Below are 18,721 nucleotides of genomic sequence, written 5' to 3'. Positions count from 1 at the left end.
CGGGGCAGGGTCCATGGTGAACTCGGCCGCAACTTGCAACGCGCAGCGCTGGCTGTCCATCGTCGGGATTGGCGAGGATGGTATTGACGGTCTCTCAACGTCTGCACGACGTCTCATCGCGCAGGCGGCGCTCGTGGTCGGCGGCGCGCGCCATCTCGAGCTTGCGGCGCCGTTGATTGCGGGGGAACGGCTGGCGTGGCCCAGCCCGCTGAAGCTCGCGTTCGACCAGATCGCGGCGCGACGGGGAGAGCCCGTCGTCGTTCTCGCAAGCGGCGATCCTTTCAACTACGGCGTCGGCAAGCAGCTGATGCAGCGTTTCGCGTCCGCCGAGATGCTTTGCGTCCCGCAGCCCTCGGCCTTCAGCCTCGCAGCGGCACGGCTCGGCTGGCCGCTGCAGGATGTGGCGCAGGTGACGCTGCACGGCCGCCCGCTCGAAGGGATCATCCGCCATCTCGCGCCGGCGGCGCGCATTCTGGCCCTGGCCTGGGACGGTTCCACTGCCGCACGGCTCGCCGCGCTGCTGACCTCACGCCGCATGGGACGCTCGCGCCTGACGGTGCTGGAAGCGATCGGCGGCGCGCACGAACGGGTGCGCAGCGCGTCGGCCGACGCGTTCGATCTCTCTGATATTCATCCGCTGACGACGATCGCGATCGATGTCGACGCGGAGGTTGACGCGCCCGTGATCCCGCTGACCGCCGGTCTTGCCGATGACCTGTTCGAGCATGACGGCCAGTTGACCAAGCGCGAGGTCCGCGCCGTGACGTTGTCGGCCCTGGCGCCGCGTCCGGGCGAGCTGTTGTGGGACGTCGGGCTGGGCTCGGGTTCGGTGGCAATCGAGTGGCTGCTGCGTCATGGCTCGTTGCGCGCAATCGGCATCGAGGCGCGCCAGGACCGGGCCGACCGGGCGATGCGCAACGCGCTGGCGCTCGGCACTCCCGAGCTGACACTGGTGACGGGGCGCGCGCCAGCGGTGCTGGCGGATCTCGAAACGCCGGATGCGGTCTTCATCGGCGGCGGCATTTCGGAAGCGGGGGTATTCGAAGCCGTCTGGTCGCGGTTGAAACCCGGCGGCCGCCTCGTCGCCAACGTGGTGTCGCTCGAAGGCGAGACGCGGCTCAGCGCGTTGTTCGGCCAGCATGGCGGTGAACTGATCCGCATCGCCGTTTCGCGCATCGAGCCGGTTGGCCGCATGCATGGCTGGCGGCAGGCCATGCCGATCACGCAGTGGCGGGTGACGAAGCCATGATCGCGCTCGGGATTGGTTGCCGGCGTGCCGCCGACGTCGCAGATATCGAGGCGGTCATCGCGCATGCGCTCTCGCTTGCGCGCCTCGCGCCCGCAGACGTGTCGGTGCTCGCCACTGCGGCTGACAAGGCCAGTGAGCCTGGCGTGATCTGCGCCGCGCAGCGGCTTGGCCGTCCGCTCGTCGCCATCGCCTCTGCTGACATGGCGGCTGTTGCCGATCGCGCGATCACGCGGAGCGATCGCGTCAGGTGCTTGAAGGGTGTACCTTCGGTTGCCGAGACGGCGGCGCTCGCTGCCGCCGGCGTGAATGCCCGGCTGATCCTCGTGCGCGTCGCAAACGCCGTAGCGACCTGCGCGGTGGCGGAGGGCGACGGCGCCATTGTTGCGGAGCCTGCCTCATGACGGTGCATTTCGTTGGCGCGGGTCCAGGCGCGCCGGACCTGATCACCTTGCGCGGCCGCGACCTGATCGCGCGCTGCCCGGTGTGTCTCTATGCGGGCTCGCTGGTCCCTCGGGCGCTGCTCGATCATTGTCCACCCGGCGCGCGTATCGTCGACACGGCACCGATGTCGCTCGACGAGATCGTCGCCGAAATCGAGCGCGCCACGCTCGCGGGCGAAGATGTGGCGCGACTGCATTCCGGCGATCTCTCGATCTGGAGCGCGCTCGGCGAGCAATTGCGGCGCCTCGATGCGTTGCGGATCCCCTACACGATCACACCGGGCGTGCCGTCGTTCGCGGCGGCTGCCGCCGCGCTTGGCCGCGAACTGACCTTGCCGGGCCTCGCCCAATCGGTGGTGCTCACGCGGACGTCCGGCCGCGCGTCGGCCATGCCGGAGACGGAGCAGCTCTCGCTGTTCGCGCAGTCGCGCGCCACGCTCGCCATCCATCTCTCGATCCACGTTCTCGATAAAGTCGTTGACGAGCTGCGGCCGCATTACGGTGACGACTGTCCGGTGGCAATCGTCTATCGCGCGAGCTGGCCGGATCAGTTGGTCCTGACCGGCACGCTGGCGACGATCGTCGGACGAGCCGCGGCTTCCGCCGTGGAGCGGACCGCGCTGATCCTCGTGGGCCGCGCGCTCGCAGCCGAGGATTTTCGCGACAGCGCGCTGTACGATACCGGCTATCAGCGGCGCTTCCGCGGGAGGGGCGAATGAGCCGGTCCCTGACTTTGTCCCACCAGCCGGCCGTCACGGTCGAACACGGCGACGTCGAGGGCCATGTCGTTGTCGCCCAGCGCACGCCGCGCCGTCTTCCAGGCGGCGAGCGCGACGGCCTCGCCGGCGGGAAATCCGACCCGCTCGGCCTCCTGCAGCACCTGCAGCGCGGTGTTGGCCGTGCGCGCGCTCGTGACCAGCGTGGCCGGCGCCCCCGCGTCATGCAGCGTGTTCGCGAGCCAGCCGAGATCGACCTCGCCGGCGCGCGAATGCAGGTCGAGCAGGCCCTGGCCGAGCTTGGTCATCTTGGCGAAGCCGCCGGCCACGGTGACGCGTGCGACCGGATGCCGGCGCAGATATTTCAACATGCCGCCGGCGAAATCGCCCATGTCGATCAGCGCCGTCTCCGGCAGGCCATGGAGCTGCTGCACGGCCTTCTCGGACGTGCTTCCCGTCGCGCCGGCGATGTGCGGCAGGCCAGCCGCGCGCGCGACGTCGATACCGCGATAGATGGAGTGGATCCAGGCAGCACAACTGAACGGCACCACGATTCCCGTGGTGCCGAGGATCGACAGGCCGCCGACAATGCCGAGCCGCGGGTTCAGCGTCTTCCTGGCGAGCTCCTCGCCGCCGGGAATGGAGATCTCGACGGCCACATCGCGCGCCGCGCCGAGCGCGGCAGCGGCCTCATTGATCGCCGCCGCGATCATCTCGCGCGGCACCGGATTGATCGCAGGTTCTCCCGGCGGCAGCGGCAATCCCGGTCGCGTCACTGTGCCGACGCCGGGGCCGGCGCGGAACGTCACGCCGGAATTGTCTGCACCGCGCCGCAAAGTCGCTTTGACCAGCGCACCGTGCGTGACATCAGGATCGTCGCCGGCGTCCTTGACCACGCCCGCGGTTGCCTTGGTGCCGTCGGCCTCATGCATCGCGATCGCAAAGCCGACGCGACGTCCGCCCGGCAGGGCGATCTCGACCATGGCAGGACAGTTGCCCGTGATCAGCAGCTCGTAGGCGGCGCGCGCCGCGGCCGTGGCGCAGCTGCCGGTCGTCCAGCCACGCTTCAGCGGTCGGTTCGGCGGATCCACGGTTTCCATCATGTCCGCTCGCATAGCACATTTTGCCATGCCTCGACGGCGTTGCGGCCATGACCATGGTGGCGCCCAACGGAATCATCATCGCCGCGCCGCGTTCCGGCGCCGGCAAGACGACGGTCACGCTCGGGCTCTTGCGTGCGCTCAGCCGGCGCGGCGCGCGCGTGCAACCCTTCAAATGCGGCCCGGACTATATCGATCTTGCCTATCACACGGCCGCTGCAGGACGGACGAGCTACAATCTCGACGGCTGGGCGATGTCGGCGCGGCAACTGCTCGGGCTTGCCTGCAGCGTTGCCGCCGACGCCGATATCGCCATCATCGAGGGCGTCATGGGCCTGTTCGATGGTGCGTCACATCCCGGGCGCGCGGGCAGCGGCTCGGCCGCGGATCTCGCAGCCCTGACCGGCTGGCCAGTCGTGCTCGTTCTCGATGTCAGTGGGCAGACCGAGACGGCCGCCGCCGTCGCGCTCGGCTGCGCGCGTTTTCGCGACGATGTTCGCGTGGCCGGGGTGATCCTCAATCGGGTCGCGAGCGAGCGCCACCGAGCGCTCATCGAGCCGGCGTTCGCGGCTATCGGAATCAAGGTCCTCGGCGCTCTGGCGCGGGACGCGCAATTGACCTTGCCGGAACGTCATCTCGGCCTGGTCCAGGCCCAGGAGATCACGGCCATCGAGGCCCATCTCGAGCGTCTCGCGGCCAGCGTGTCCGGATCGGTCGATCTCGACGCGCTGCTCGCTCTCGCGAACCCGATCCGCGCGCCCGATCTGGCGGCGCAGACATCCAGCCTCGGCCTCAAACCGCCCGGACAGCGCATCGCGTTCGCAGCAGATGCCGCCTTCTCGTTCAGCTATCCGCACCTCCTCCGGCACTGGCGCGCTCAGGCCGCGGAGACCATTCCGTTCTCGCCGTTGAACGACGAGGCTCCCGATCCCGCAGCCGACGCGGTCTGGCTGCCAGGCGGCTATCCCGAATTGCATGCGGGACGGTTGGCCTCGGCGCGGTCGTTCCTCGATGCGTTGCGCGCGATGGCGTTACGCGGCGTGCCGATCCACGGTGAGTGCGGCGGCTACATGACGCTGGGGACAGGACTCGAGGATGCTCACGGTGTCCGGCATGCGATGGCCGGGCTGCTGTCGCTGGAAACGTCGTTCGCGCGCCGCCGCCTGCATCTCGGCTATCGTCAAGCGACGCTCTTGGCCGACTGCAGTCTCGGCGGAAGAGGGGCCGTCGTTCACGGTCACGAATTCCACTATGCAACCATCCTGAGCGAGGCAGACGATCCGCTGATCGCGTGCCGCGATGCGTCGGGCGGCGTTGTCGCCGAGCACGGCGCCCGGCGCGGGTCGGTGACCGGATCGTTCCTGCACGTCCTGAGCGGGGAGGGCGCATGAGCGAGCCAGGCCGAAGCCCTCCGCAGTTCGACGCGACATTCCGGCAGCGCTTTGCCGAGCTGGTGCGCTGGCGTCGCGACGTCCGCCGTTTCCGCGCCGATCCGGTCTCCCCAGAGCTGATCGAACAGTTGCTCGCGCTCGCGTCCCATGCGCCATCCGTCGGCTTCTGCCAGCCCTGGCGGTTCGTGCTCGTCGAGAGCCCTGAACGCCGCGCGACGGTCATCGAGAACTTCCAGCACGCGAACCAGGCCGCGCTCGCCGGCTATGATGGTGAGCGCCGCGCGCTCTATGCAAGACTCAAGCTGGAAGGCTTGACGCAGGCGCCGGTCCATCTCGCAGTCTGTGCCGACGAGGGCGCTGCCACCGGCCATCGTCTCGGCCGCGCCACGATGCCGGAAACGCTCCGCTACTCGGTGGTGGCCGCGATCCAGACGTTCTGGCTGGCAGCGCGCGCGGAAGGTCTCGGCGTCGGCTGGGTGTCGATCCTGGACCCGGCGGCTGTCTGTCGTGAACTCGAGTTGCCGTCCGACTGGAGCCTGATTGCGTATCTCTGCGTCGGCTGGCCGCAGGAGGAGCATGACGATCCCGAGTTGGAACGTCACGGCTGGGAAACGCGGCTCGACCAGACCGTGATCAAGCCGCTCAAGCGCTAGTCACGATGCGAGCGCCAGCGCCGGTGCGTCAACCGTCATCGGCTCGCCGACAGCGTCCGCGGCGCGCATGAGCTGAAACCGTGTGCCGTGCAGGTTGAGGGTCAGTGGAATGCCGCGGAAATCGTCGTGAAAGGCGCGGATGCGGCGCGCCATTTCGGCCGGATCGATGTCGACGGGCATGTCGCACATGGCGGCGTACATCTGCCGGGTGCTCTTCGCGCCGCTCCAACCGGTGCCGAGTGCCGGCAGCGGGCCGGCATGGCAGGCGAGGTCGCGCGACATCCGCCAGAACAGATAGGCGAGCCGCACGAACGTCATCTGCTCCAAGCCGCGGACATCGACGCCTCGCGGGATGTCGAACGTCTCGACACCGACGATCGCGCCGCAGTCGACCCGGGCCTCCATCGCATGGGCCGTCGCGCCGAAGCGCGTCGCACCGTCGTACATCGCGAAATGGGCCGGTGCCCAGCCGGGATAATCCGGCGGGCCCGGATGAAAATTGTAGGCGCCGTGGCCGACCGCCTGAAGGATGGCGGCGGGCACGATGACGCCGGTCGTGAAGGCAAGCAGGCGGGATCTGCCGAGCACGTCGCGCTCGATGGCTTCGATGTCCTGCAGGCTGACCGCGAAACGGAATGCGAGGGCAGGGTTGTGCGCCCGCAGGAGCTCCGACAATGCGAGCTGCTGGTCGCGGCTGCCGGTGAGAAGGATGATGGTGTCGAACATGATTTGTCCTGGCTGGCGTCAGTGGCGATGGGCGTTGAAGCTGGCGGGCCGGCGCGTCGCTTCCGAGGCGGCGGTGGCGGCGAACAGATCGGCCGGCAGTTCCTGACCGGGGATGATCTCGAGCACCATGTTGTCGGCCAGCAAAGCGGCCTCCCTCGCGATGCGAACCTCCGGCGGCCACGAGCACAGCGAAAGCTCGAGGCGGCCAAAGCCGCCGCAATCGGCGACGAAGGCGCTGGTCAGCCTCTCGATGCTGTCAGCCGTTGCGCGTGCGCTACTGCGTTCGACGTCGCGCAGGATGACCGTGATGCCCCGGTCGGACTTCACTCTCGAGCGCACCACGAGCAGCGACTCCAGCGCGCCGACGCGCCCAGCCCGCCGCGGCGACCGCGCCACCTCGGCGAAGTCCGGGTCGGGACCAAGATCAGCCTTGGTCGGCTTCAGATTGTGCACGATCGTCGCGTTGCGGACCCCGGCTTCCCCTGCAACGGCATGAAAGCTGCGGGGAAGCCAGACCGTGTCGAGCGCGATCTGAGACGTTACCGCACTCCAGGCCTGGTCGATCAGATAGCCGCCCCAGACATCGGGGTATGACGAGGCGATCTCGCGCCAGGTCGTCAGCATTGTCTCGGCCGCCTTGGAGCGACCGAAATAGAGGGTGCGCGGCGACATCTCCCAGCCGTTCCACTTATGGACGGCGAAGTCGCAGCCCGTCAGATGAGGAAGGTCCGGGGAGGCTTGAAACATCACGTCGGCCTCGACGTACAACAGCGGCTCGCGGTGACGCTGCCACATCCGCGCGATGAAGTCGGCCTTGTCGGCAGCGCTCAGACGCTCGCCGGGGCGTCGATCGATCGCCTCGATGTCGAATGGGAGCCCGAACCGCTGCAGCGAGCGTCTGAGATGATAGACGTGCAGGTCGCCGACGGTCGTTGGATGGCAGGACACGACACGCATCGCGGCTGCGGGTGCCGCCTCCGGAGCAGGCCAGTCGCGGCCGCCCCACCACAATTCATGCGGACCGTCGGCTGAGGTGCCGACGGTACCGAACGCGGTCAACTTGGATTTCAGGAAATCGAACGCAGGATTTTCGCCGAAGGGGATGACCACGGCGTCATACGTTGTCAGCGAGCCATGCAGCAGTTCGGCACCCGCGCCCGTCGGCGGGTCGAGCAGGACGACCGTACGGCCACGGCCAAGCGACGGACGGTCGCCGCAGTGAATCGGCGGCCCGAACGTCCTCGACAGCCATTGGAGACGACGACCTTGCTGCTGACCGAGCTTGACGCCAAGAGCGCGCAGGGCTTGCAGCGGGTCGTCGTCAATGGTCTTCGGGCCTTGTCGCGTCATGCCGGGTCCTCCTGCACAATCAAACGGACCACGTCAGCCAATCAGGCGCGTCGATCGCGCATGTGCTTGCACTGATGAATTGCGATGATGCGCGTAGGACGAGGCTCTCGACACGGAAAACGCGAACTTCGTTTCGCAATGTTGCCGGGCGCGCCGCTCGAAACCCGAACGGTTGAATCGACATCGTGATTGCAGAAGCGGAAGTACGAGCATTCGCGTCCGGTCTGATCAAGTTGACCAGCACTGACGTGAGCGATTGGGCGCGCAAAAGCGATCGCTGCGCGGATCCCGCGCTTCACGCTGATACGTTGAACGCAACTCCGCTCCGGAGAGTCTGTATCGATCGAAACATTCAGCAACATTCGGTGACGCTATGGACATCGATGGACATCCAGGCGCGTGTCGATGGCGCGCGACGCATCACGTCGTTCGCTTCATTTGTCGCGTCATCAGCAACTACAACGTAAGAACGCGACAGATCAGGCGCGTCATGTCGCAAAAATCGTCACGCGATTCAAAAATCGCGTCTGCGGCAACTGACAGAGTCGAAAAATGAGATAATTTCGTCGAGGTGATTCGGAAAAAATTGCCGGGCGAGATGATCGTTTCGCAAGAATTCCGGACCTTGCGCGAGCGCGGATTTGGCGTGCGCGGTACGCATCCACGGATGCTGTTAGTAAGCGTTGCGGCTCGCGTTTTCTGCTGAATTCGTCTTCCGGAATGAAATCCCCGCCATGCCGAACATCGGCCTTTCCTTCTCAACGACCGTCGAGCGCTCGATCCGAGTGCGGCAGAATTTGCCTGTCCCTAGGCAAAACATTCCATCTAACTACCTGAAAAGTCACAAAAAATCTTCGCCTGCTTCTCTCGATCGCAGCGTTCAACGATCGGAAGCCGTCTGCGAATTGCGTAATCGGCATTGCGGGTTGGAGATTCGGAAATGAGCTACGCGCTGGACGTCTGGGCCCCGGCCGATGGCGTATCTTCGAAGGAGCCGGAGGCGCCGGACGTTGCGACGCTGCTGTCGAGCGAGTCGGCCAGCACCGTTCCCGACTCCGCGCCGCCAGGCGAGGCTGCGATCTTTGACGAGGACAAGGATCTGCTCGACCGGCTGGCCACCGGAGAGGAACTCGCATTTCGTCTCCTCGTCGAGCGCCACATCGACCGCGCCTATGCGATTGCGTTGCGCATCGTCGGCAATGCTGCCGATGCAGAGGACGTCGTGCAGGATACGATGTTGAAGGTCTGGACGCACCGCGGGCGGTGGCAGCACGGCCGCGCCAAATTCTCGACCTGGCTCTATCGCGTCGTCAGCAACCGCTGCATCGACATCCGGCGCAAGCCGCGGACCGAGAATGTCGATGTGGTGCCCGAGGTTGCGGACGGCAAGCCGGATGCAGTGAGCGTCATCGAGCGTGCGGAGCTCAGCGACCTCCTGGAGGGAGCGATGCAGCGGCTTCCGGAACAGCAACGGATCGCTGTGATCCTGTCGTATCACGAGAACATGAGCAACGGCGAGATCGCCGAGGTGATGGACACGACAGTGGCCGCCGTGGAGTCGCTGTTGAAACGGGGACGCCAGCATCTGCGCGACATGCTGCGGCGTCACGAGCGCGACATTCGCGGCGCCTTCACGGATTGCTAACCATAAAAATCCCGTCGCGGGAGAATTCCCGCCTGATTCCCTCAGGCGCTTCCGTTTGATCGGTCAGACGGGGCCGATCCGCACCGTCAGTCCTTCCACGATGCGGCGTGCTTTGCCGATCACTCAGGAGTCCTCACCGTGCCCGCAATTTCCACCAACATCGCCGCCAACTCCGCCGTCCGCTACCTGAACATCAACTCCAACCAGGAGACGAGCTCGCTCTCCAAGCTGTCGAGCGGTTCGCGCATCACGTCAGCCTCGGACGACGCGGCCGGTCTCGCCATTTCGACGCGCATCTCGTCGGACATCACCACGCTGCAGCAGGCCGCGACCAACACGGCGCAGGCGACGTCGATCCTGCAGACCGCGGATGGTGGCGCATCCAACATCAGCGACATCCTGGCGCGCATGAAGTCGCTGGCCTCCGAGTCCGCATCGGGCACCACGGTCGGAACTAGCCGCACCTACATCCAGTCGGAATTCTCGCAGCTCACCAGTGAAATCTCGTCGATCGCGACCGGAACGCGCTATAGCGGCCAGAGCCTGCTCGACGGCACCAGCACCTTCTCGTCGGGCGTCTCGGTCCTGGTCGGCTCGTCCGCGTCCGACACCATCAACATCACGCTGTCGGATCTCACCGCGAGCACGCTCGGCGTCTCGTCGCTCGACGTCAGCACCCAGACCGGCGCGACCGCAGCCTTGACCGCTCTCGACACCGCGATCGACACCGTGTCGAAGGCCCGCGCCGACATCGGCGCGCAGGAGTCGCGCTTCAACTTCTCGGCCGACTCGATCTCCACGCAGACGCAGAACCTGCAATCGGCCAATTCCGCGATCAAGGACGTCGACATCGCGTCCGAGCAGGCGAAGCTGTCGTCGGCGCAGGTGAAGACCCAGGCCGCGGTGTCGGCGGAAGCCGCCGCCAACCAGATCCCGCAGTACCTCCTGAAGCTGCTGGGCTGAGCCGTGATCTGCCGGGCCGGCGCCTCGCCGGTCCGGCTTCTTCCTTGGAGGACGACGACGGATGACGGTGAGCAGCGCAACCTCGAGCACGAGCAGCACGACGTCGTCGTCTTCATCATCGTCGGCGAGCTCGAGCAGCTCGCTCACGACGTCGGGCACGAGCACGACGAGCACGATCGACTGGACCGCGCTGATCGAGTCCGCCGTCAATGCCAAGCTCACCCAGGCGACCCAGATCTCGACCAAGATCACGGCCAATGAGGCCAAGATCACGGCGTATCAGACGCTGCAGACCGCGCTGAAGACGCTGTCATCTGGATTGTCGTCACTGGCGACGTCGATGGTGAACTCGCTTGCGACCAACGCCTTCGCCACGCGGGCCGCCACCATCAGCGCGACCGGCGACGTCAGCGCCTCATCGGCTCTGTCGATGTCGGTGAGCAACGGAGCCGCGACCGGCAGCCACACGCTGACGATCAGCCAGGTCGCCACGGCTCACAAGGTGACGGGCGCGACGCAGTCGAGCCAGACCGCGGCACTCGGCTATTCCGGTACGTTCTCGCTCGGCCTGTCCGGGGGCAGCACGGCCGACATCACCATCACCAGCGGCATGTCGCTGCAGGATGTCGTCGACGCGATCAATGCCCAGAGCTCCACGACCAATGTCGAGGCGTCGATCGTCCAGGTATCGAGCGGGTCCTATCAGCTGGTGTTGACGGGGACCCAGGATGCGGCGGACATTACCTATGCAAGCTCGTCCGGGGACGACATCCTCAACAAGCTCGGGGTGACCGACAGCTCGGGAGCCTTCGCGACGGTGCTGCAGACCGCGCAGGCAGCGGAATTCACGCTCGATGGGATCAGCCTGACGCGCGATACCAACGACATCACCGACGTTCTCAGTGGCGTCACCTTCGACCTGCTGCAGGCGACCCCGTCCGGAACGACGCTGACCGTCACGATCGGGACGGACACGAGCCAGATCTCGTCGGCATTGCAGACATTCGTTACCGACTACAATGCATTCCGCGATGCCGTGATCGCGCAGCAGACCACCAATTCAGACGGGACGGCGTCCTCGAGCTCCGTCCTGTTCGGCGACGGCACCATGCGCGACATCATGAATTCGCTTCAGGCCGTGCTCGGAACCTCGGTCGGCGGGTTGACGATGGCCGACCTTGGCCTGTCGTTCAACGAGAAGAACGAGCTCGAACTCGATACCAGCACGCTGTCGACGATCCTCAGCACCAATCTGAGCGGCGTGACGACGTTGTTGTCGGCGCAGACCAAGACCTCGTCGAGCCAGCTCAGCGTGGTCAATACCGGGTCGTCGCCGCAGTCGTTCACCCTTGATCTGACGGTGGATTCGTCGGGAAATCTTTCGGCGGCGTCCGTCGGTGGCGACAGCTCCCTGTTCACGGTGAGCGGCAACACGATCGTGGGCAATTCCGGGACGATCTATGCCGGGATGGCCTTCACCTATGCCGGCTCGACGTCGCAATCGATCACCGTGACCTCCACACAGGGGCTCGCGACCCAGATCTACCAGATCGCCAAGACCGCATCATCCAGCACGGGATCGCTGCAGACGCTGATCGATAATCTGACCTCGCAGGACGACACGATGCAGGCCAAGGTCGATGACATCAAGAGCTCGGCCTCCACGTTCCAGACGCAGCTTACGGCGCAGTACGCCAAATATCAGGCTGCGATCGAGAGCGCCAACAACACGCTCACTTATCTGAAAGCCCTTCTCAACGCGAGTTCGAGTAACTGATGACCCAGAATTCGATGGCGCAATTCGCAAGTCAGGCCTATCGCGGCGCTGCGGTGGCCGTTCCGCCGCTGCGGGCCGTCATCATGCTGCTCAACGGAGCGATGATGAGCTTGCAGAAGTCGCTGCAGGCGCAGGAGGCTCGCCGCTTCGAGGAGGGGCACATCCATGTGACCCGGGCGACGGCCATTCTGCGCGGATTGAGCCTTCACCTCGATCCGACGCGCGGCGGGCCGGTCGCCGACCAGCTGTTCGGAACCTACAACGCCCTGATCGTGGCCGCGCTGCGGGCCTACGGTCGACCTCACATGCGCGAGAATTTCCAGCGGATCACCGAAAGTCTGCTGGAACTGCGGGAGGCGTGGGAGGCTGTCGAGGCGGCAACCCGGGGAAAGCGAGCGGCCGGTGATTCGGCCAACCCTCGGTAGCTCTGGCGAATCAGGCCCCTGCCGCACCGCGGAAATCTTGGGAAACGGATCAGAAACGGGCTGCATTGTCTCCCGTTTCGGTATCCAGTGCGGCCTCGCGTGCATACGGCTCCCGAAAAGTACGGAGTTTTCCGTGTCCGGTTGCGGTCGATCGCCACAATTGCCGATATCAATTTCGTTCGCGGGCTGAATGCTTTATGACCAAGCTGGAAGCGCTGGATTGGGCGGACGATGGACGTCAGGGAATTCGAGGATCTGATCGGCAGGCTGGGTGAGGACATCTCGCGCTGGCCAGCGGAGCAGCGTCAGTCAGCTGCTGACCTGCTGGCATCCTCTCCCGAAGCCGATCGATTGCTGTCCGAGGCACGTCTTGTTCGTGAGGCGCTTTCGTCGCCGCCGGCGCGTGCACCCGCGGGCTTGACGTCGCGCATCCTTGCTGCGGCCCATCGCCTGACCCAAGAGGAAGCGGCAACCGCCCCGGCCGACGCCCACCAGCCTGGCTGAGCCCTAGCCAGGGCCGAGCTTGGGCGGCTACGCTTTGGCCGGTTGGACTTCGGCGCTGGAAGCGCAACACCATCGCATCAGTCATCTCGCTCAATCTGTCGAGCTCTCTTGCGCGCGAGTCCAGGCGCCCGAGTGCGGCGACGGCGAGCCGTCGCGCCGATGCAGATCGGGGCCTCGCACCAGGCGATTTTTGCCCACCCAGCGCAACCGCGCAGCGGCAAAATCTGCCGTCGGATCAACTAATTCGACCGACTAATTGTGCGCCTGGAATCGGCGCTCCGGCCGTTTGATCAGCAAACGCCTTCACGACCGCGTGGTCGTGCTGTGTCCCGCCGCCGTTCGCGGCGCGAGCCGGAGTTCTGCCATGACCGTTTCCGCCGCGAGTTCGTCGACTGCGACCACCTCATCGACCTCATCATCCAGCGACACATCTCGTACGACGCTCAGCTCGACCGACTTTCTTCAGCTCCTGGTGAGCGAACTCCAGAACCAGGATCCGCTCAACGCGACCAGCGTGACCGACTTCATCAACCAGATGACGTCCTACGCCAACTACACCTCGCAGCAGTCGCTCAACAGCAGCATGACCTCGCTGGCCGGCTCGTTCTCGAGCCTGGTGACGCTGAATTCGGTGAACTACATCGGTCACACCGTCGAGGCCAAGAGTGACACCGCCGTTCTATCGAACGGCTCGGCGACGTTCGGCTATTCGCTGTCGTCGGCGGCATCGAACGTTTCGATCTCGATCAAGGATTCCTCCGGAAGCACGGTCTGGACCGGCACCGGGACCGGCAACAAGGGCGCCAATTCGATCACCTGGGACGGCACCGATTCCAGCGGCAATCAGCTCAGCGACGGCGGCCAGTACACGATCTCCGTGACGGCGACGGACTCCGCGGGCACCTCGGTCCTCAACTACACGACGGTCACCGGGACCGTAACCGGCATCGACACCTCGACCAGCACGCCCTCGCTCACCGTCGGCGGCGTTCCTGTCAGCGCCAGCAACATCATCGGCGTCACCTCCTGACGGCATTACCCGGAGTACAATTATGAGTCTTTCTGGAGCCCTGTCATCGGCGATCTCGGCGCTCAATGCGCAGAGTTCGTCGCTCGCCATGATCAGCGACAACATCTCCAACGCCGATACGACCGGATACAAGACCACCTCCGGCCTGTTCGAGCAGCTGGTGACGGCATCGAGCAGTTCGAAAGCCTATTCCTCGGGGGGCGTCTCGGTCTCCGGCCGTGCCAACATCACGCAGCAGGGGCTGCTGGCCGCCACCACCAACGCGACCGACGTCGCAATCCAGGGCTCGGGTTTCTTCGTCGCGACCAACTCGACTTCGGCCGGAGGCGAGACTTTCTACACCCGCAACGGCGCGTTCACCACCGACAATGCCGGCTATCTCGAGAACGACGGCTACTATCTCGAAGGCTGGCGCACCGATGCAACCGGCAACGTGGTCGGCAACGGCCTCGAGCCGGTCAATACGAAGGTGGCGCTGACGAATGGTGGGGCGACGACCAAGACGTCGCTTGCGGCCAACCTGCCGGCCGATGCCGCGAGCGGAGACACCTTCAGCAGCTCGATGACCGTGTACGATTCGCTGGGGCAATCGCACACGCTCAACGTCACCTGGACCAAGGGGGCGACGGCGAACGAATGGACCGCTGATTTCGCGCCGGCGACGGCGTCGGACGGCACCGTGACGAGCGGCACCTATACGATCGATTTCAACTCAGATGGTTCGCTCAGCACGGTCTCCTCGACCAATCTCGGTATCACCTGGAACAACGGCGCCGCGGCGAGCTCGATCGCGCTCAGCTTCGGCACCACCGGCGGCGGTACCGACGGCCTGACCCAGTTGTCGTCCGGCAGCACGACGCCGAGCGTCTCCAACTTCAGCGCCAATTCCGATGGCATCTCGTTTGGCACGCTGAGCAGCATTTCGGTCGGCAAGAATGGTCTCGTCGAGGCGACCTATTCCAACGGACAGACGGTTCCGATCTACAAGCTCGCGGTAGCGACCTTCGCCGATCCCAATGGTCTCGTGGCGCATAGCAGCGGCATGTACACGTCGACGGCGACGTCGGGCAATGCGACCCTGCAGGCGTCCGGCGAGAATGGTGCAGGAACCATCTACGGCAGTGAGCTGGAATCGAGCACGACCGACACCACGGGCCAGTTCAGCAACATGATCTCGGCTCAGCAGGCCTATTCGGCGGCATCGCAGGTGATCTCGGCCGTCAACAAGATGTACGACACGCTGATTTCGTCGATGAGGTGATCATGGCCGACCTGAAGAGGGAGCGGCTCGGCGAGGGCGAGGCTCTGCTGAAGAGGCTGCAGCGGCTGAGACTGCGCGCTGCGACCGCCGGCAAGGACGACCGCGCGCAACTGCTGGCCTTGATCGACGATATCGAAACGGTCCGACGAAAGCTGCTGCGTGAATGCGCGCTGCTCGACGAAGAGCTCAAGGTCGCCACCGTGAGGGTGACGGCGCTGAATACCTACGCCCGTGTCGCGCAGATCAGCCGCCGACCGCAGCGTGAACAGTAGGATGGGAGCGACAGGATGAAACACGCAATTCAGGCCGATCAGCGGCCGGCCAGCGAAGATGAAGTGCGGACCTTGATCGCGCTGATCGACGAACTCATCGCGGTGGTGTCGGAGGAGAATGCGGAGCTTGCCAAAGGGCTCCCGGCCTCGCGTTCCAAGCAGCTCGACGACAAGAATCGGCTCGCCGGGCTGTTTGAGCAGCGGGTCGCCGAATGCGCCAGGCGAACGGCGAGCCTCGACGTCCGCGACCGTGTGCTGCGCGAGCAGCTCATGGAGCACATCTTCAACCTTCGTGGCGCGATGGACGAGAACCTCGTTCGGCTGCGGGCTGCGATCGAAGCCAGCAATCGTCGCATCGAGGCGGTGATGCAGGCGATCCGCGAGCAGATCGCGAATGCCTCGCCCTATGGCGCCGGTGGACGTCGTACCGCGCGTGCGACGTCCTGTGGAACCAACGTGAGGGCGTGATGGCCAGCCAACAGCGGGAGTAGGGCAATGTCGCTCGACATAGCACGGCTGGTCGCCTTCAGCGGCATCTCGGCCACGGAGCTGCAGATCAGCGTGGCGTCGTCGAACATCTCGAACGCCGACACGAAGGGGTATACGCAGAAGACGGCCAACCAGGTCACGAACGTGACCGGCGGAATCGGGACCGGCGTTTCCATTACCGGCATTTCGAGCAATGTCGACAAGCTGCTGCTGAAATCCTTGATCGGAGCCAATTCGGAGCTCGGCGCGGCCGACACCACGAACAACTATCTGACGCAACTGCAGCAGCTGTTCGGCAGCGCGTCCCCATCCGGCACCTCGACGACGGGAACGTCGCTGGCAAACTCGCTGGCATCGCTGGAGTCCGCCTTGTCGTCGCTGGCGAGCTCGCCCAGCAGTGTTTCGCTGCAATCGGCAGTCGTCAGCGCGCTGGATGACTTCGCCAGCCAGCTGCGCAGCACGTCGAGCGGTGTGCAGACGTTGCGGGCCAACGCCGACAAGGACATCGCGTCGTCGGTTCAGAGCGCCAACGACGACCTGCAACAGATCGCCGATCTCAATGTCGAGATCCGCAAGATGGCGGCGTCCGGCCAATCGACCGCCGATCTCGAGGACGAGCGCAATGCCGCGTTGCAGGACCTTTCGTCCTATATGAACGTCAGCTACTACGCGGCGTCGAACGGCGACCTTCAGGTCTATACCTCGTCGGGGCGAGCTCTCGTCGACAGCTCGGCGCACACGCTGAGCTATACGGCCTCGGCGAATGTCTCGGCGGCGTCGAGCTATGCGTCCGGCGGCTTCAGCGGCATCATGGTCGACGGCGTCGACGTCACGTCGCAGATCACGTCGGGCAAGATCGGTTCGCTAGTCACGTTGCGGGACGAGACCCTGCCGGCCGCGCAGACCCAGCTCGATCAGCTGGCCTCGCAGCTGAAATCGTCGCTGAATGCGATCACCAATGGCGCATCGGCCGTTCCACCTCCGACCGCTCTGACCGGGTCGGCGAGCGTCAGCAGTACGACGGCCCTGTCGGCGTCCGGAACGGTCCGCATCGCCGTGGCTGACCAGAGCGGCAATCTCGTTTCGTACGAGGATCTCGACCTGTCGTCCTATGCGACGGTGGGCGATCTGGTCACGGCGCTCAACGGCATCTCCGGGGTCTCTGCCTCGATCGATTCCAGCGGACACCTGTCGATCAGCGCCACGTCGTCGTCGAACGGCATCGCGATCAACGACATGACCAGCGCGGTCGGCGGCAGCGGCTTCTCCGACTATTTCGGCATGAATGACCTCGTCACCGGCACGAGCGCCGCCAATTTTGCCGTCAACAGCAGCATCCTGAGCGGCGCGGCCGGTTTGCCCACCGGCACGCTCGACGGCTCCGCGACGTTGACGACCGGCAGCCAGGTGCTGACGGCCGGCTCGGCGACGGTCATCGACGCGCTCGTTGACAAGCTGACCGGCTCGACCAGCTTCGCCTCGGCTGGCGGCCTGAGCGCAACGACCGGCTCGTTCGCCGACTACGCCGCGGCGATCGTCGCCAATGTCGCCAGCAAGGCGTCGCAGGCCTCCACTGCCTACACCGCGAAGTCGACGGCCCAGTCGAGCTATGCCAGTTCGCTGTCCTCGCAATCGGGCGTCAACCTCGACGAGGAGACGGCGCGGCTGAGCTCGCTGCAGAACAAATACGCTGCCGCCTCGCAGCTGATCTCCGTGGTCAACAGCATGTTCTCGTCGCTGCTCACTGCCGTGCAATCGACCTAGTCCGGAGTGGACATCATGACGATGCGGATTGCGACATTCTCGAACTCCGACCAGATGATCACGGGCGCGCTGCGGACGCAGGCGACCATGGCCAACCTCCAGGTGCAGGAGGCCTCGGGGCTGAAGGCCGAGTATCTCGCCGGTTACGGCGCCGACACCCAGCACGTCGTCAATCTGCAGGTCTCTGTCGCGCGGGCGCAGTCCTACATCGACGCTGCGACTCTGGCGGACAGCAAAGTGCAGGTCATGTACTCTGCCGTGGGGCAGGTGTCGGACATCGTCAGTCAGCTGCGCACGGCCCTGAGCGCTGCGAGCTCCGGCAGCAGCACGGGAACCACGTCCGCGATCAGCAGTGCGCAGCAGTTGCTGCAGCAGATGTCGGGCATTCTGAACACCCAGTACGACGGGCAATATCTGTTCGGCGGTGCGCGGACCGCGACGGCGGCGGTCGATACGTCGAGCTTCGCCTCCGGCACGGGATCGTTGACCACGACGGATACCAGCTATTTTCAGGGCGACAGCGAGCTTGCCTCGGTCCGGGTTTCCGATGGGCAGTCGGTCACCTATGGCGTTACTGCCGACAATCCGGCGTTCGAGGAGGTCATGCGGGTCCTGAAGTTCGTGGCCAACAGCTCGACCCTGTCCGGAACCGACATCACCTCCGCGCTGTCGCTTGCCGATCAGGCGGTGGACGATGTCGCCACGGTACAGGCCAAGCTCTCCGATGCGGCGTCCCGGATCGAGAGCGCGAAGTCGCAGCAGACCGATTACAAGAGCTATGCCGAGAGCCTGGCGACGGACCTGACCAGCGTCGATGTGGCGGCGGTCACCGCCCAGCTCTCGACTTATCAAGCCCAGCTCACGGCGAGTTATACCGCCATCTCCAAGATCCAGAGCCTGAACCTGGCCAGTTACCTGCGTTGAGCCCCGACTTATCGCGCGGCGATGCAGGGCGCAGGGACCCGA

The 18,721-nt window shown here is 65.3% G+C and carries 19 protein-coding genes; 16 read left to right on the top strand and 3 right to left on the bottom strand.

The features are described from left to right. Positions 1-13 precede the first annotated feature (13 nt). The 3 genes from cbiE to cobM are packed head-to-tail and all read left to right on the top strand — an operon-like array spanning position 14 to position 2,408. A complete protein-coding gene (cbiE, locus tag QX094_RS00180) occupies positions 14-1,249 on the top strand; it encodes a precorrin-6y C5,15-methyltransferase (decarboxylating) subunit CbiE (protein WP_316187412.1) in 1,236 nt (411 codons plus the stop codon). After that, positions 1,246-1,650 (top strand): cobalamin biosynthesis protein, encoded by a 405-nt coding sequence (locus QX094_RS00175; protein WP_315754516.1) that lies wholly within the window; start codon positions 1,246-1,248, stop codon positions 1,648-1,650. Before cbiE ends, QX094_RS00175 begins: the two co-directional genes overlap by 4 nt. After that, positions 1,647-2,408 (top strand): precorrin-4 C(11)-methyltransferase, encoded by a 762-nt coding sequence (gene cobM, locus QX094_RS00170; RefSeq protein WP_316184478.1) that lies wholly within the window; start codon positions 1,647-1,649, stop codon positions 2,406-2,408. The genes QX094_RS00175 and cobM overlap by 4 nt, the downstream gene beginning before the upstream one ends. Here cobM and QX094_RS00165 read toward each other — a convergent pair. Continuing rightward, entirely contained in the window at positions 2,378-3,508 is a 1,131-nt protein-coding gene (locus QX094_RS00165) for a cobalt-precorrin-5B (C(1))-methyltransferase (protein ID WP_315754512.1), read from the bottom strand. The two genes, cobM and QX094_RS00165, sit on opposite strands and share 31 nt — an antisense overlap. A gap of 47 nt (positions 3,509-3,555) precedes the next feature. On the opposite strand from QX094_RS00165, the gene QX094_RS00160 reads away from it, so the two are divergent. Together QX094_RS00160 and bluB are read left to right on the top strand one after the other, a co-directional pair. Next, entirely contained in the window at positions 3,556-4,896 is a 1,341-nt protein-coding gene (locus QX094_RS00160; protein ID WP_316187409.1) for a cobyrinate a,c-diamide synthase, read from the top strand. Continuing rightward, positions 4,893-5,549 (top strand): 5,6-dimethylbenzimidazole synthase, encoded by a 657-nt coding sequence (bluB, locus tag QX094_RS00155; RefSeq protein WP_315754509.1) that lies wholly within the window; start codon positions 4,893-4,895, stop codon positions 5,547-5,549. Before QX094_RS00160 ends, bluB begins: the two co-directional genes overlap by 4 nt. On the opposite strand, the gene QX094_RS00150 is transcribed toward bluB, so the two are convergent. After that, positions 5,550-6,275 carry a formyltransferase family protein gene (locus QX094_RS00150; protein ID WP_315718447.1) on the bottom strand — a complete coding sequence of 242 codons (726 nt, stop codon included), beginning with the start codon at positions 6,273-6,275 and terminating at the stop codon, positions 5,550-5,552. A gap of 18 nt (positions 6,276-6,293) precedes the next feature. Next, positions 6,294-7,625: a hypothetical protein gene (locus QX094_RS00145; protein WP_316184475.1), complete on the bottom strand. Its 1,332-nt coding sequence runs from the start codon at positions 7,623-7,625 to the stop codon at positions 6,294-6,296. A 940-nt stretch (positions 7,626-8,565) separates the two neighbouring features. On the opposite strand from QX094_RS00145, the gene QX094_RS00140 reads away from it, so the two are divergent. From QX094_RS00140 to QX094_RS00090, 11 genes are all read left to right on the top strand, one after another. Then, the gene (locus QX094_RS00140; protein WP_315754502.1) at positions 8,566-9,270 is read left to right on the top strand and encodes an RNA polymerase sigma factor; all 705 of its coding nucleotides are present in this window, start codon (positions 8,566-8,568) and stop codon (positions 9,268-9,270) included. Positions 9,271-9,408: 138 nt separating this feature from the next. Beyond that, positions 9,409-10,233, top strand: coding sequence for a flagellin (locus QX094_RS00135; protein WP_315718450.1), 825 nt, complete (start codon positions 9,409-9,411; stop codon positions 10,231-10,233). A gap of 61 nt (positions 10,234-10,294) precedes the next feature. After that, positions 10,295-12,010, top strand: a complete 1,716-nt coding sequence (fliD, locus tag QX094_RS00130) for a flagellar filament capping protein FliD (RefSeq protein ID WP_316184473.1) — start codon at positions 10,295-10,297, stop codon at positions 12,008-12,010. Beyond that, positions 12,010-12,435, top strand: coding sequence for a flagellar export chaperone FliS (locus QX094_RS00125; RefSeq protein ID WP_315828418.1), 426 nt, complete (start codon positions 12,010-12,012; stop codon positions 12,433-12,435). Before fliD ends, QX094_RS00125 begins: the two co-directional genes overlap by 1 nt. Before the next feature lie 231 nt (positions 12,436-12,666). Beyond that, entirely contained in the window at positions 12,667-12,939 is a 273-nt protein-coding gene (locus QX094_RS00120; protein WP_315754497.1) for a hypothetical protein, read from the top strand. 364 nt (positions 12,940-13,303) lie between these two features. Further along, positions 13,304-13,969, top strand: coding sequence for a flagellar hook assembly protein FlgD (locus QX094_RS00115; RefSeq protein WP_315718454.1), 666 nt, complete (start codon positions 13,304-13,306; stop codon positions 13,967-13,969). 22 nt (positions 13,970-13,991) lie between these two features. Then, complete coding sequence (gene flgE / locus QX094_RS00110) at positions 13,992-15,230, top strand: flagellar hook protein FlgE (protein WP_315769942.1); 1,239 nt, start codon at positions 13,992-13,994, stop codon at positions 15,228-15,230. A gap of 2 nt (positions 15,231-15,232) precedes the next feature. After that, positions 15,233-15,502 (top strand): hypothetical protein, encoded by a 270-nt coding sequence (locus tag QX094_RS00105; protein WP_315754493.1) that lies wholly within the window; start codon positions 15,233-15,235, stop codon positions 15,500-15,502. Between the two features lie 15 nt (positions 15,503-15,517). After that, positions 15,518-15,970, top strand: coding sequence for a flagellar protein FlgN (locus tag QX094_RS00100; protein WP_315718457.1), 453 nt, complete (start codon positions 15,518-15,520; stop codon positions 15,968-15,970). A gap of 27 nt (positions 15,971-15,997) precedes the next feature. Further along, on the top strand, positions 15,998-17,755 hold the full coding sequence (flgK, locus tag QX094_RS00095; protein WP_316184472.1) for a flagellar hook-associated protein FlgK: 1,758 nt from the start codon (positions 15,998-16,000) through the stop codon (positions 17,753-17,755). A 15-nt stretch (positions 17,756-17,770) separates the two neighbouring features. Continuing rightward, positions 17,771-18,679, top strand: coding sequence for a flagellin (locus QX094_RS00090; protein ID WP_315828416.1), 909 nt, complete (start codon positions 17,771-17,773; stop codon positions 18,677-18,679). Positions 18,680-18,721: the final 42 nt, after the last annotated feature.

Source organism: Bradyrhizobium sp. SZCCHNS1050 (assembly GCF_032484785.1).
In the GTDB taxonomy this organism is placed as follows: domain Bacteria; phylum Pseudomonadota; class Alphaproteobacteria; order Rhizobiales; family Xanthobacteraceae; genus Bradyrhizobium.
This window is presented reverse-complemented; position numbering and strand designations above follow the sequence as displayed.

Coding starts and splice junctions, on each gene's coding strand:
- QX094_RS00165 (WP_315754512.1), bottom strand. CDS start 3,508: ATGATGGAAACCGTGGATCCGCCGAACCGACCGCTGAAGCGTGGCTGG.
- QX094_RS00100 (WP_315718457.1), top strand. CDS start 15,518: ATGAAACACGCAATTCAGGCCGATCAGCGGCCGGCCAGCGAAGATGAA.
- QX094_RS00105 (WP_315754493.1), top strand. CDS start 15,233: ATGGCCGACCTGAAGAGGGAGCGGCTCGGCGAGGGCGAGGCTCTGCTG.
- QX094_RS00160 (WP_316187409.1), top strand. CDS start 3,556: ATGACCATGGTGGCGCCCAACGGAATCATCATCGCCGCGCCGCGTTCC.
- QX094_RS00125 (WP_315828418.1), top strand. CDS start 12,010: ATGACCCAGAATTCGATGGCGCAATTCGCAAGTCAGGCCTATCGCGGC.
- cbiE (WP_316187412.1), top strand. CDS start 14: ATGGTGAACTCGGCCGCAACTTGCAACGCGCAGCGCTGGCTGTCCATC.
- fliD (WP_316184473.1), top strand. CDS start 10,295: ATGACGGTGAGCAGCGCAACCTCGAGCACGAGCAGCACGACGTCGTCG.
- flgE (WP_315769942.1), top strand. CDS start 13,992: ATGAGTCTTTCTGGAGCCCTGTCATCGGCGATCTCGGCGCTCAATGCG.
- cobM (WP_316184478.1), top strand. CDS start 1,647: ATGACGGTGCATTTCGTTGGCGCGGGTCCAGGCGCGCCGGACCTGATC.
- QX094_RS00140 (WP_315754502.1), top strand. CDS start 8,566: ATGAGCTACGCGCTGGACGTCTGGGCCCCGGCCGATGGCGTATCTTCG.
- QX094_RS00115 (WP_315718454.1), top strand. CDS start 13,304: ATGACCGTTTCCGCCGCGAGTTCGTCGACTGCGACCACCTCATCGACC.
- QX094_RS00150 (WP_315718447.1), bottom strand. CDS start 6,275: ATGTTCGACACCATCATCCTTCTCACCGGCAGCCGCGACCAGCAGCTC.
- QX094_RS00175 (WP_315754516.1), top strand. CDS start 1,246: ATGATCGCGCTCGGGATTGGTTGCCGGCGTGCCGCCGACGTCGCAGAT.
- QX094_RS00145 (WP_316184475.1), bottom strand. CDS start 7,625: ATGACGCGACAAGGCCCGAAGACCATTGACGACGACCCGCTGCAAGCC.
- QX094_RS00090 (WP_315828416.1), top strand. CDS start 17,771: ATGACGATGCGGATTGCGACATTCTCGAACTCCGACCAGATGATCACG.
- bluB (WP_315754509.1), top strand. CDS start 4,893: ATGAGCGAGCCAGGCCGAAGCCCTCCGCAGTTCGACGCGACATTCCGG.
- flgK (WP_316184472.1), top strand. CDS start 15,998: ATGTCGCTCGACATAGCACGGCTGGTCGCCTTCAGCGGCATCTCGGCC.
- QX094_RS00120 (WP_315754497.1), top strand. CDS start 12,667: ATGGACGTCAGGGAATTCGAGGATCTGATCGGCAGGCTGGGTGAGGAC.